Origin of the sequence: Streptomyces coelicoflavus (assembly GCF_003112555.1) — a bacterium.
GTDB classification, from domain to species: domain Bacteria; phylum Actinomycetota; class Actinomycetes; order Streptomycetales; family Streptomycetaceae; genus Streptomyces; species Streptomyces coelicoflavus.
In genome coordinates this window covers 411768-423902 of record NZ_BEWB01000008.1, presented here as the reverse complement: position 1 = coordinate 423902, position 12135 = coordinate 411768, and the positions used below count along the sequence as shown (strand labels likewise).

Sequence of the window (12135 nt, the reverse complement as noted above, 5' to 3'; positions counted from 1 at the left end):
AGCTGGAGGAGAAGTGGGAGTGGAGGAGTCAGTGCCGACTCTTTCGTACGGATCGTGGCCCTCACCCGTCGACGCGGCCCTCGCCGCCGCGCACGACGGACGGCCCGACGACGTCGGCTTCGTCGGTGACGAGGTGTGGTGGACCGCGCCCCGCCCCACCGAGGGCGGGCGGCGCACCCTGGTGCGGCGGCACGCCGACGGCACCGAGGAGCCGGTGCTGCCCGCACCGTGGAACGTGCGCAGCCGCGTCATCGAGTACGGCGGCCGTCCGTGGGCCGCGGTCACGACCGGCACCGGCCCGCTCGTCGTCTTCGTGAACTTCGCCGACCAGCGGTTGTACGCCTTCACCCCGGGCGGTGGTGAACCACGCCCGCTGACCCCGCTGTCCGCGGTGGGCGGCGGCCTGCGCTGGATCGAACCGGACCCGCGCCCCGAGCGCGGCGAAGTGTGGTGCGTCCTTGAGGAGTTCACCGGCGAAGGCCCCACCGACCTGCGCCGGGTGCCGGTGGCGGTGCCGCTGGACGGCTCCGCGGCCGACGACCGGGCCGCCGTCCGCGAACTCGCCCCCGAACGGCACCGCTTCGTCACCGGACCCCGCCTCTCGCCCGACGGGCGCCGCGCGGCCTGGCTCGCCTGGGACCACCCCCGCATGCCCTGGGACGGCACCGAACTGATCGTCGCCGACGTCGGTCCCGAGAGCACCTTCCAGGACGCCCGGACCGTCGCGGGCGGGCCCGAGGAGTCGATCGCCCAGGTCGACTGGGCCCCGGACGGCACCCTGCTGTACGCCTCCGACCGCACCGGCTGGTGGAACCTGTACCGCGACGGGCAGCCCCTGTGCGCCCGCGAGGAGGAGTTCGGCGGGCCGCTGTGGAAGCTCGGGCAGCGCTGGTTCGCGCCCCTGGACAGCGGCCTGATCGCGGTCCTGCACGGCCGGGGCGCCGCCGTCCTCGGCGTACTCGACCCCGAGACCGGCGAGGTCGTCGACGCGGTGGGCCCCTGGACCGAGTTCGCGCCCGCCCTCGCCGCGCACGGCGAGCGGGCCGTCGGCGTCGGCGCCGGTGCACACAGCGGCTACGAGATCGTCGAACTGGACACCCGCACCGGCCGCGCCCGCGTGATCGGCGCCCCGCACAAGGACGCCACCGACCCGGCCTACTACCCCGAGCCGCAGATCCGCACCTTCCGGGGCCCCGGCGGACGCGAGGTCCACGCCCACCTCTACCCGCCGCACAACCCCGGCTGCCGCGCCCCGGACGGCGAACTGCCGCCGTACGTCATCTGGGTGCACGGCGGTCCCACCAGCCGCGCCCCGCTCGTCCTCGACCTCGAGATCGCCTACTTCACCTCCCGCGGCATCGGCGTCGCCGAGGTCAACTACGGGGGCTCCAGCGGGCACGGCCGGGAGTACCGCAACCGGCTGCACGAGCAGTGGGGCGTCGTCGACGTCGAGGACTGCGCCGCCGTGGCCGTCGCCCTCGCCGAGGAGGGCACCGCGGACCCGGAGCGGCTCGCCGTGCGCGGCGGCAGCGCGGGCGGCTGGACCTCCGCCGCGTCGCTGGCCACCACCGACGTCTACGCCTGCGGCACGATCCTCTACCCGATCCTCGACCTCACCGGCTGGGGCACCGGAGAGACCCACGACTTCGAGTCGCGGTACCTGGAGGGCCTGATCGGCCCGTACGCGGAGGTCCCGGACCGCTACGCCGAGCGTTCGCCCGCCGAGCACGCCGACAGCGTCACCGCCCCGTTCCTGCTCCTCCAGGGACTCGACGACGTGATCTGCCCGCCCGTGCAGTGCGAGCGGTTCCTCGCACGCATGGCGGGCCGCGGCGTACCGCACGCCTACCTCACCTTCGAGGGCGAAGGGCACGGATTCCGCCGGGCGGAGACCATGGTGCGTGCCCTGGAGGCCGAACTCTCCCTCTACGCACAGGTCTTCGGCCTGACCCCGCCCGGCGTGCCGGCCCTGGAGCTGACCCGGTGAGCCAGGTCGGAGAGCTGGTCCGACCGGCCCGGCTCGCCCCGGGCGCCCGGGTGGCCGTCGTCGCGCCCAGCGGACCCGTGCCCGAGGAGCGGCTCCAGGCGGGACTCGACGTGCTCCGCGGCTGGGACCTCGACCCGGTCGTGGCACCGCACGTGCTGGACCGGCACGGCACCTTCGACTACCTCGCGGGCACCGACGCCGACCGGGCCGCCGACCTCCAGGCCGCCTGGTGCGACCCGTCCGTGGACGCGGTGCTGTGCGCCCGCGGCGGGTACGGCACCCAGCGCATGGTCGACCTGCTCGACTGGGAGGCGATGCGCGCGGCCGGACCGAAGGTGTTCGTCGGCTTCAGCGACATCACCGTGCTGCACGAGGCGTTCGCCACCCGACTGGGCCTGGCCACCCTGCACGGCCCGATGGCGGCCGGGATCGACTTCGTCAAGAACTCCCGGGCGCAGGAACACCTGAGGGCCACCCTGTTCGCGCCCGAAAGGGTCCGCGTGATCGCCTCCAGCGGTACGCCACTGGTGCCGGGCCGGGCTCGCGGCGTCACCCTGGGCGGCTGCCTCGCCCTGCTCGCGGCCGAGCTGGGCACCTTGCACGCCCGGCCCTCGGCGCGCGGCGGACTGCTGTGCCTGGAGGACGTGGGCGAGGAGACGTACCGCGTCGACCGCTACCTCACCCAGTTGCTGCGCGCCGGCTGGCTGGACGGGGTCGCCGGAGTGCTGCTCGGTTCCTGGAAGGCGTGCGACCCCTACGAGCGGCTGCGGCCCCTGCTGGCCGACCGGCTCGGCGGCCTCGGGGTGCCGGTCGTCGAGGACTTCGGGTTCGGGCACTGCGAGGGCGCGCTGACGGTTCCGTTCGGCATACCGGCGGAACTCGACGCGGACGCGGGCACCTTGACCCTCGACCGGCCGGCGCTGCGCTGACCGTCGTAGGGTGACCCCATGCCGCACACCCCGACCCGCCACCTCGCCGAGGGCCCGCGCGTGGGCATCCGGTCCTTCACCTACGAGGACGGTGCCGAGTTCACCGCCCGGGCCCGGGAGAGCAAGGACCTGCACCAGCCCTGGCTCTTCCCGCCGGACAGCGCCCAGGCGTACGAGGCCTACGCGGGCCGGCTGATCGAGGACCGCACCAAGGCCGGGTTCCTGGTGTGCGAGAAGGACCCGGACACGGCCTCCGGGGGCGCACCCGGCAGCTCCATCGCCGGGTTCGTGAACATCAACAACATCGTCGAGGGCGGATTCCTCAGCGGCGCGCTCGGCTACGGCGCCTTCGCGCACGCGGCGGGCCGCGGGCTGATGCGCGAAGGGCTGGACCTCGTGGTGCGGTACGCGTTCGGACCCATGCGACTGCACCGGCTGGAGATCAACGTCCAGCCGGGCAACGCCGCCTCGATCGCGCTGGCCCGCGCCTGCGGCTTCCACCTGGAGGGCTTCTCGCCGAGGATGCTCTACATCGACGGCGCCTGGCGCGACCACCAGCGCTGGGCGATCACCGCCGAGTCCGTGACTTCCGGTTGATCTTCATCGTGTCCAGGTCCGTCACCGTGCACCGCAGATCGCGGAAGCCGTAGCCGAGACCGCGCAGCGCGCCCTCCGCCCGGTCCTGGGCGATCACGCCCGCCATCTCCTCGCCGTCCGCCGCGTCCGACACCACCACGTAACGCATCGAGAAGTGCTTCAGCGGAGCGGGCTCGTACGACAGCGAGCCCTCCTCGGTGAACCGCATGCTCGCCATCCCGTGCTCGTCCGCCTCGGCCAGCAACCGGGCACGGGCGTCCTCGGTCAGACCGTCCCAGGTTCCCCGGACGATCACCCGGTAGGTGTGCTGCTCAGCCACGGGCTGCTCACTCACGTGCCGTTCTCCTTCGCTTGCGGACGCGCCGACCGCCCGAGCCTAAACCCGGGCCCGCACCGCGCCCCAGCGGATCAAACGTGAGCCACGTCGCCCCGGCCAGGCCGACGGATCCTCTGTTCACACCGTCGGTGAGCGGCTTCCATGGGGCCGTGACGACGATCCGACGTGAGGTACTGACCCTGCCCGCCGCACCGCTGGGGCCGGACAACCCCCTGCCGCCGCTGCGCCCCCTGGACGAGGCCCACCGCATCGACGACCGGGACCGGGCGGACCTGCCGCGCGACATGGCCCGCCAGGTCGACTACGAACCGCTGCGCAGCCTGCTGCCCGCCCAGGTCCGGGACGGCTACGGACGCGGACGCGAACCGGGCGAGTTGGAGGCGCTCGTCATCGAGAACGACCGGCTGCGGGCCACCGTCCTGCCGGCCCTCGGCGGCCGCATCGGCTCCCTCCGCCACAAGCCCACCGACCGCGAACTCCTCTACGTCAACCCCGTCCTCCAGCCGGCCAACTTCGCCCTCAACGGCGCCTGGTTCTCCGGCGGCATCGAATGGAACATCGGCGCCACCGGCCACACCACCCTGTCCTGCTCACCCGTGCACGCCGCCCTCGTCCCCGCCCCCGACGGCGGCCGGATGCTGCGCCTGTGGGAGTGGGAGCGACTGCGCGACCTGCCCTTCCAGGTCGACCTGTGGCTGCCGGACGGCTCGGACTTCCTCTACGTCGGCGCCCGCATCCGCAACCCGCACGAGCGCCCGGCGCCCACCTACTGGTGGTCCAACATCGCCGTCCCCGAGGACCGCCGCGTCCTCGCCCCCGCCGACGAGGCCTGGCTCCCCCACTGCCCCAAAGGCGTGGGAGGCACCCCCATCGGCTACGAGCGCAGACTGCGCCGGGTTCCCGTCCCGGAGTACGACGGTATCGACCGGACGTACCCGCCGAACAGCACCTACGCCGCCGACTACTTCTACGAGGTGCCGGACGGCCGGCGCCGCTGGATCGCCGCCCTCGACGAGCACGGCCACGGGCTGGTGCAGACCTCGACCGACGTGCTGCGCGGCCGCAAGCTGTTCGTGTGGGGCACCGGGCCCGGCGGGCGCCGTTGGCAGGAGTGGCTCACCGAGCCCGGCACCGGCGGCTACTGCGAGATCCAGGCCGGGCTCGTCCGCACCCAGCTCGAACACGTCAAGCTGGAGGCCGAGAGCGAGGTCTCCTGGCTGGAGGCCTACGGACCGCTCGACACCCCGCCCGAGGGCGACTGGCACACCGTGCTGCGCGGGGCCGAGGACCGGCTCGAGGCCGCCCTGCCGCGGGCCGGTGTCGACGCCGCGTACGACGCCTGGCTGCCCTACGCCGACGCCGAGCCCGGCGAGCGCCTGGCCACCGGGTCGGGCTGGGGCGCCCTCGAAGTGCTGCGGGCCGGCTGGAAACTGCCCGGCACGCCCTTCGCCGAGGACACCCTCGGCGAGCAGCAGCGGCCCTGGCTGCACCTGCTGCGCGCCGGGTCGCTGCCCGAGCCGGAGCACCACGAACCGCCCGGCGGGACGCTGGTCGCCCGGCCCTGGCGGGACATGCTGGAGACGACCGCCGCCACACCGCTGGCCGAGTACCACCTCGGCGTGGCCCAGTGGCACGGTGACGACCGCGCCCAGGCGGTACGCAGCTGGGAACGCGGCCTCCAAAGCCTCCGAAGCCTCCAGGGCCGTCAGAGCCCTCGCAGCGGCAAGAGCCCCGAGACCGCCGCCCACCGCTGGCCGTTGCTGCGCTGCCTCGCCGTCGCCGACCAGGAGGACGGCCACCACGAGCGCGCCGCCGACCGGTACGCGGAGGCCTTCGACGACCTGTGCGCACGCCGACCGGGCGGTCCGGGCGGTGACGTGCGGTGGACGACCGTCGCCGCCGCGCTCGGCCGGGAGTCGATCGGGGCGCTGCTCGCGGCCGGGCGTACCGCGGACGCCCGTGCCGTGTGGGAGCGCCTGGAGCCCGCGACCCGGACCCGGGGCCGGTTCCGGCTGACCGAGGCCGAGTTGCTGGCCGCCGAGGGCCGGCGCGAGGAGGCGCGGGCCGTCTTCGACGACGGCTTCGAGGTCGCCGACCTGAGGGAGGGCGCCGAGAGCATCGGCCTGCTGTGGGCGCGGCTGGACGACGCGCCCCTCCCGGCCCGCTACGACTTCCGGATGCGACCGGACGGAGGGTGAGCCCCGCCCGCCCCCGCCCATCCCCGCCCGCCCCCGCCCACTTCGCCCGCACCCCCGGGACCCGTCTACTTCTGCTGCCGGTCCACGTACTCGTAGATCGCCCCGTCGGGGTGCCGGGCGATCAGGTTGCGGCCCACGGGGGTGGCGACCGGTCCGGCGATGATGTCCGCGCCCAGCGAGCTGAGCACGTGACGCGTCTCCTCGACGTCCGTCACGGCGATCGTCGCGGCCACCTTGCGCAACACCTCGAGTTGGGACTCGGGCCCGCTCATCAGCAGGAAGCAGCCGACGGCGGCGACTTCGACGCCGCCGCGTTCGAAACGGAGCGCGTCGCCGCCGGCCAGCCCCTCGTAGAAGGGGATCGCCTTGTCCAGGTCGTCGACGTAGATGCGCAGTGTGGCTCCCAGAATGTCCATACGGAGGAGCCTAGTTGCGCCCACCGGCCGAGCACCTCCGGTCCGGCCATGGAAGCCGGGCCCGCGGGTACCCGCAACACATGGAACGCATGGATCACTTGGAACACCTGGACAGGCAACTGGTCGACGAACTGGCGCAGGTGGCACGCGAGACCGTGCGCGACGAACTGCGCGAACAGACCCGCAGGCAGCGCCGCAAGGCCGCGCTGTACGCCGCGTCCGGCACCGCCGCCCTGTACGCGGGCGCCGCCGTCGCGCTGGCCGTGGGACTGGCACTCGCCCTCGTACTGCCCGGCTGGGCCGCCGCGCTGATCACGGCCGCCCTGCTGGGCGTCGCGGCCCACCTGCTGCGCGGCGCGGCCCGCCCGCACGCCTCCGGACCGGGCTCGGCCCACGGCTCCGGTCCCGGGCACGTCGTCGGCGGCGGCGCGCCCGGCGGGCCGCCGAGCGGCCTCGGCGGTGTGCCGTACCCGCCGATGCCGCCCGTCGCGCCCGGCGGTGTGGGCGGGGCGACCGGCGCCCCGGGCGCGGGCACGCCCGCACCGGGCGGCACCGGACCGGCGGCCCCGCGTCAGGACGACATCGACCCCGAGGCCCGGCGCGAGCGCGGCTGACCGGACGCGGACAGCGGACAGGGGTGCGCCCCGCACGGATGCACAGTCCGTGCGGGGCGCACCCCTGTCCGCCCGGCCGGGACGCGCGTCAGGCGCTCTGCGGGAGCTGCGGCAGCACCTTGGTGCGGTAGAGGTCGAAGAAGCCGCGCAGGTCCGGGCCGATCTGGTTGACGTAGACCCGGTCGAAGCCGGCGTCGGCGAACTGCTTCAGCTCCGCGACGTGCTCGTCGACGTCGTCGCCGCACACCCGGCTGTCGCGGACCATGTCCTCGGTGACCAGGGTCTGCGCCTGCTCGAAGTGTTTCGGCGAGGGCAGCACCTGGCCCAGCTCGCCGGGCAGCTGCTCATTGGCCCACAGCCGGTGCACCGTGCGTACGGCGGCGTCCCTGTCGGTGTCGTAGCAGACCTTCGTGCCTCCGCTGACCAGCTTGCCGCCGCCCCCGCCCTTGCGGTACTGCTCCACCATCGAGGCGTCCGGCATCATCGTGATGTAGCCGTCGCCGACCCGTGCCGCCAGCTTCGTCGCCGACGGACCGAAACCCGAGATGTCGATGGGGACCGGCTCGTCCGGCACCGTGTACAGGCGGGCGTTCTCCACCGTGTAGTGGGTGCCGTGGTGGTTGACCTCCTCGCCGGTGAGCAGCCGGCGGATGATCAGGATGGCCTCCTCGAGCATCTCCAGGCGTACGTGCGCGGCGGGCCAGGCGTCGCCGAAGATGTGCTCGTTCAGCGCCTCGCCGGTGCCGACGCCCAGCCGGAAGCGGCCGTCCGTCATCACCGCGCTGGTCGCCGCGGCCTGGGCCACCACCGCCGGGTGGATGCGCACGGTCGGGCAGGTCACCGCCGTCTCGATCGGCAGGGACACGGCGTCGGACAGTGCGCCGATCACCGACCAGACGAACGGACTCTGGCCCTGCTCACCGTTCCAGGGGTGATAGTGGTCGGAGATCCACAGCGCCTGGAATCCGGCCTGCTCGGCCATCCGCGCCTGCTCGATGAGCTCCGCGGGACCGTACTGCTCGCACGAGAGGAAATAGCCGTACTCGGGCATGAGGGGGTGCCTCCGGACAAGGGAGCGGGTGGGTCCGGGGCCGGGTACCCGGGCGCGGGGCCGGAAACCGGCGGCGCGGCGGCTTCCGGGAGTACGGGGCACGGCTTCCCGTGGACGTTTGGGCGCCCCGGCCAAGGGGACGCGGAAGGCCCACGAGGTATGCGACAGCCCGGAGGCGAACCGTGAGCCGACCCCGCATCGTGATCGTCGGTGCCGGCTTCGCCGGGTACCGGACGGCCCGCAGCCTGTCCCGGCTCACCCGGCACCAGGCCGACATCACCCTGCTCAACCCGACCGACTACTTCCTCTACCTGCCCCTGCTGCCCCAGGTCGCCGCCGGAATCCTGGAACCGCGCCGGGTCAGCGTGTCCCTGTCGGGCACCCTGCCGCACGTACGGCTGGTGCTCGGCGAGGCCGACGGCATCGACCTCGACGGACGGACCGTGCACTACACCGGCCCGGAGGGCGAGGAGGGCACCCTGCCCTACGACCGGCTGGTGCTCGCCGCCGGCAGCGTCAACAAGCTGCTGCCCATCCCCGGCGTCGCCGAGCACGCGCACGGCTTCCGCGGGCTGCCGGAGGCGCTCTACCTGCGCGACCACGTGACCCGGCAGGTGGAGCTCGCCGCGGCGGCGGACGACCGGGCGGAGTGCGCCGCGCGGTGCACGTTCGTCGTGGTCGGCGCGGGATACACCGGCACCGAGGTCGCCGCGCACGGCGCGATGTACACCGACGCGCAGGTGCGCAAGCACCCGATGCGCACCGGGATGCGGCCCCGCTGGATGCTGCTCGACGTGGCGCCCAGGGTCATGCCCGAGATGGACGAACGGCTCTCCGCGACCGCCGAGCGCGTACTGCGGCAGCGGGGCGTGGAGGTGCGGATGGGGACCTCCGTGAAGGAGGCCACGCACGACGGGGTGGTGCTGACCGACGGGTCGACCGTCGACACCCGCACTCTGGTGTGGTGCGTGGGCGTGCGGCCCGACCCGCTGGTGGAGTCGCTGGGGCTGCCCATGGAACGCGGCCGGCTGCTCGTCGACCCCCACCTCCAGGTGCCCGGGCGGCCCGAGCTGTTCGCCTGCGGTGACATGGCCGCCGTACCCGATCCGAACCAGCCGGGCCAGTACACGCCGATGACCGCCCAGCACGCCTGGCGGCACGGCAAGGTCTGTGCCCACAACGTCGTCGCGTCGCTCGGCCGGGGGCAGCGGAAGACCTACCGGCACCGTGACATGGGCTTCGTCGTGGACCTCGGCGGCGCCAAGGCCGCCGCCAACCCGTTCGGCCTGCCGATGTCCGGCCCGGCGGCGGGCGCGGTCACCCGCGGCTACCACCTCGCCGCGATGCCGGGCAACCGCGTCCGGGTCGCCGCCGACTGGCTGCTCGACGCGGTGCTGCCCCGCCAGGCCGTGCAGCTCGGCCTCGTACGCTCCTGGTCCGTACCGCTGGAGTCGTCGTCGCCCGAGGTCGCGCGAGTACCGGGGCGCCCCGAACGGACCGGTACGGGAACCGGGAGCGACCTCGGGAAGGCCCCCGGACAGGGCAGCTCCGAGCCGGACGGCGAGCGCGCGAAGACCCCTCCGAGCGAGCCGGCGACGACCCCTCCGAGCGAGCCGGCCAAGAACCGGCCGAGCAGCGAACCGGAGAGGAACCAGCCGAGCAGCGAGCCCGCCAAGAACCAGCCGAGCAGCGAGCCCGCCAAGAACCAGCCGGGCGGTGAGCCCGCCAAGAACCAGCCCGGTGGTGAACCGGCCAGGAACCAGCCGCACGCCGAGCCCGCCAAGAGGGGGCCGTCCGGCTCGCCCCGTGCGTCCGGCAGGCCCCGCCGCGCCGTCGAGGCCGCCGGGCCGCGCCCCGCCCGGGGAGGCTCGGGCAAACCGGGCAAGGTCTCCCGAGCCTCCGGAACGGGCTCCACCGGGAAACGGCCCACCGCCCCCTCCGGACCGAGCCGTTCCGCGCGCCCGCCCGCCGACCCCGGTCCCGAACCTCCGGCGAACCAGCCGCCCCCCGGACCCGACATCGCCCCCGGCCCCGTCAAGCGCACCGACGGCCGTGCCGTGGAAGGAGACTCATGAACACCGGTGAACTCGTCGACCTCGGACAGCAGTTGCGCGTCGACAGCGTACGGGCGGCCGCCGCCGCGGGCTCCGGGCACCCGACGTCGTCGATGTCCGCCGCGGACCTGATGGCCGTACTGCTGGCCAACCACCTCCGCTACGACTTCGCGCGCCCCGCCCACCCCGGCAACGACCGCTTCGTGCTCTCCAAGGGACACGCCTCGCCCCTGCTCTACTCCGCCTTCAAGGCGGCCGGCGCCATCGACGACGAGGAACTGCTCACCTTCCGCAAGCAGGGCAGCCGCCTGGAGGGCCACCCCACGCCCCAGCGGCTGCCGTGGGTCGAGACGGCCACCGGCTCGCTCGGCCAAGGGCTGCCCGTGGGCGTCGGCATCGCGCTGTCCGGCAAGCGGCTCGACCACGCCGACTACCGGGTGTGGGTGCTGTGCGGCGACAGCGAGATGGCCGAGGGTTCCGTGTGGGAGGCCGCCGAGCACGCCGGGCACGAGCACCTGGACAACCTCACCGTGATCGTCGACGTCAACCGGCTCGGCCAGCGCGGCCCCACCCGGCACGGCCACGACCTCGACGCCTACGCCCGCCGCTTCCGGGCCTTCGAGTGGCACACCATCGAGGTCGACGGCCACGACGTCGACGCCGTCGACCGCGCCTACGGCGAGGCCCTGTCCACCAAGGGCCAGCCCACCGCGATCATCGCCCGCACCCTCAAGGGCAAGGGCGTGCAGGCCGTGGAGGACCGCGAGGGCCAGCACGGCAAGCCGGTGCCCGATGCCGAGGAGGCCGTCGCCGAACTCGGCGGCCCCCGTGACCTCACGGTGCGGGTGCACGCGCCCGAGGACGCCCGGTCGCTGCGCTCGACGGGCACCGGGCAGACCGAGCTGCCCCGCTACGACAAGGGCGACGAGGTCGCCACCCGCAACGCCTTCGGGGAGGCGCTCGCCGCGGTCGGCACCGCGCGCGGCGACGTCGTCGCCCTCGACGGCGAGGTCGGCGACTCCACGCGGGCCGAGTTCTTCGCCAAGGAACACCCCGAGCGCTACTTCGAGTGCTACATCGCCGAGCAGCAGATGGTCGCCGCCGCGGTGGGGATGGCCGCGCGCGGCTGGGTCCCGTTCGCCACCACCTTCGCCGCCTTCCTGACCCGCGCCTACGACTTCGTGCGCATGGCCTCGATCAGCGGTGCCGGAATCAACCTCGTCGGCTCCCACGCGGGCGTCGCCATCGGCCAGGACGGGCCCAGCCAGATGGGCCTGGAGGACCTCGCCATGATGCGGGCCATCCACGGCTCGACCGTGCTCTACCCGTGCGACGCCAACCAGGCCGCGCGCCTCGTCGCCGAGATGGCCGGCCTGGAGGGCATCCGCTACCTGCGCACCTCGCGCGGCGAGAGCAAGGTGATCTACGGCCCCGACGAGGAGTTCCCGGTCGGCGGCAGCAAGGTGCTGCGCTCCTCCGACGCCGACCGGCTCACCGTCGTCGCGGCCGGCGTCACCCTGCACGAGGCGCTCGCCGCGGCCGACGCCCTCAAGGCGGACGGGATCCCGGTCCGGGTGATCGACCTGTACTCCGTCAAGCCCGTCGACCGGGCCACGCTGCGCGCGGCCGCCGAGGAGACCGGCTGCCTGGTGACCGTGGAGGACCACCGCCGGGAGGGCGGCATCGGTGACGCCGTCCTGGACGCGTTCACGGACGGACGCCCCGTGCCCCGGCTGGTGCGGCTCGCGGTCACGACGATGCCGGGTTCCGCGACCCCGGCGGAGGAACTGCACGGCGCCGGGATCGACGCCGAGTCCATCGAGGCGGCCGCACGGATGCTCGTGGAGCAGGCGATCGTTTCGTGAGTGGCAGTGGCAGTGGCAGTGGCAGTGGCAGTGGCAGTGGCAGTGGCAGTGGCAGTGGCAGTGGCAGCAGCGGTGGCGGTGGCGGTG

Annotated in this window: 10 protein-coding genes; 7 read left to right on the top strand and 3 right to left on the bottom strand. The window is 74.1% G+C overall.

What is annotated here, in order from left to right; all coding sequences use genetic code 11:
• The first annotated feature begins 31 nt into the window (after positions 1-31).
• The 3 genes from Sco07f_RS21365 to Sco07f_RS21355 are packed head-to-tail and all read left to right on the top strand — an operon-like array spanning position 32 to position 3513.
• The gene (locus Sco07f_RS21365; RefSeq protein ID WP_244942091.1) at positions 32-1987 is read left to right on the top strand and encodes a S9 family peptidase; all 1956 of its coding nucleotides are present in this window, start codon (positions 32-34) and stop codon (positions 1985-1987) included.
• A complete protein-coding gene (locus Sco07f_RS21360; RefSeq protein ID WP_108988802.1) occupies positions 1984-2916 on the top strand; it encodes a S66 peptidase family protein in 933 nt (310 codons plus the stop codon). The genes Sco07f_RS21365 and Sco07f_RS21360 overlap by 4 nt, the downstream gene beginning before the upstream one ends.
• Positions 2917-2934: 18 nt before the next feature.
• Complete coding sequence (locus tag Sco07f_RS21355) at positions 2935-3513, top strand: GNAT family N-acetyltransferase (RefSeq protein ID WP_108988801.1); 579 nt, start codon at positions 2935-2937, stop codon at positions 3511-3513.
• On the opposite strand, the gene Sco07f_RS21350 is transcribed toward Sco07f_RS21355, so the two are convergent.
• On the bottom strand, positions 3485-3832 hold the full coding sequence (locus Sco07f_RS21350; protein ID WP_042821946.1) for a DUF6204 family protein: 348 nt from the start codon (positions 3830-3832) through the stop codon (positions 3485-3487). The two genes, Sco07f_RS21355 and Sco07f_RS21350, sit on opposite strands and share 29 nt — an antisense overlap.
• A 167-nt stretch (positions 3833-3999) precedes the next feature.
• Between Sco07f_RS21350 and Sco07f_RS21345 the strand changes: the two genes are divergently transcribed.
• Positions 4000-6048: a DUF5107 domain-containing protein gene (locus Sco07f_RS21345; protein WP_108988800.1), complete on the top strand. Its 2049-nt coding sequence runs from the start codon at positions 4000-4002 to the stop codon at positions 6046-6048.
• Positions 6049-6113: 65 nt separating this feature from the next.
• Here the strand turns inward: Sco07f_RS21345 and Sco07f_RS21340 are convergent, their stop codons facing one another.
• Complete coding sequence (locus Sco07f_RS21340) at positions 6114-6464, bottom strand: VOC family protein (protein ID WP_087788883.1); 351 nt, start codon at positions 6462-6464, stop codon at positions 6114-6116.
• 80 nt (positions 6465-6544) lie between these two features.
• On the opposite strand from Sco07f_RS21340, the gene Sco07f_RS21335 reads away from it, so the two are divergent.
• Entirely contained in the window at positions 6545-7078 is a 534-nt protein-coding gene (locus tag Sco07f_RS21335) for a phage holin family protein (protein ID WP_107417648.1), read from the top strand.
• Between the two features lie 88 nt (positions 7079-7166).
• On the opposite strand, the gene Sco07f_RS21330 is transcribed toward Sco07f_RS21335, so the two are convergent.
• Complete coding sequence (locus tag Sco07f_RS21330) at positions 7167-8129, bottom strand: LLM class F420-dependent oxidoreductase (RefSeq protein WP_007445584.1); 963 nt, start codon at positions 8127-8129, stop codon at positions 7167-7169.
• Between the two features lie 182 nt (positions 8130-8311).
• On the opposite strand from Sco07f_RS21330, the gene Sco07f_RS21325 reads away from it, so the two are divergent.
• On the top strand, positions 8312-10204 hold the full coding sequence (locus Sco07f_RS21325; RefSeq protein ID WP_108988799.1) for an FAD-dependent oxidoreductase: 1893 nt from the start codon (positions 8312-8314) through the stop codon (positions 10202-10204).
• Positions 10201-12048 (top strand): transketolase, encoded by a 1848-nt coding sequence (locus tag Sco07f_RS21320; RefSeq protein ID WP_087788881.1) that lies wholly within the window; start codon positions 10201-10203, stop codon positions 12046-12048. Before Sco07f_RS21325 ends, Sco07f_RS21320 begins: the two co-directional genes overlap by 4 nt.
• Positions 12049-12135 lie beyond the last annotated feature (87 nt).

Excerpts from the sequence above, each read along its gene's own strand:
- Sco07f_RS21335 (WP_107417648.1), top strand. The coding sequence starts at position 6,545 with ATGGAACGCATGGATCACTTGGAACACCTGGACAGGCAACTGGTCGAC.
- Sco07f_RS21340 (WP_087788883.1), bottom strand. The coding sequence starts at position 6,464 with ATGGACATTCTGGGAGCCACACTGCGCATCTACGTCGACGACCTGGAC.
- Sco07f_RS21320 (WP_087788881.1), top strand. The coding sequence starts at position 10,201 with ATGAACACCGGTGAACTCGTCGACCTCGGACAGCAGTTGCGCGTCGAC.
- Sco07f_RS21330 (WP_007445584.1), bottom strand. The coding sequence starts at position 8,129 with ATGCCCGAGTACGGCTATTTCCTCTCGTGCGAGCAGTACGGTCCCGCG.
- Sco07f_RS21355 (WP_108988801.1), top strand. The coding sequence starts at position 2,935 with ATGCCGCACACCCCGACCCGCCACCTCGCCGAGGGCCCGCGCGTGGGC.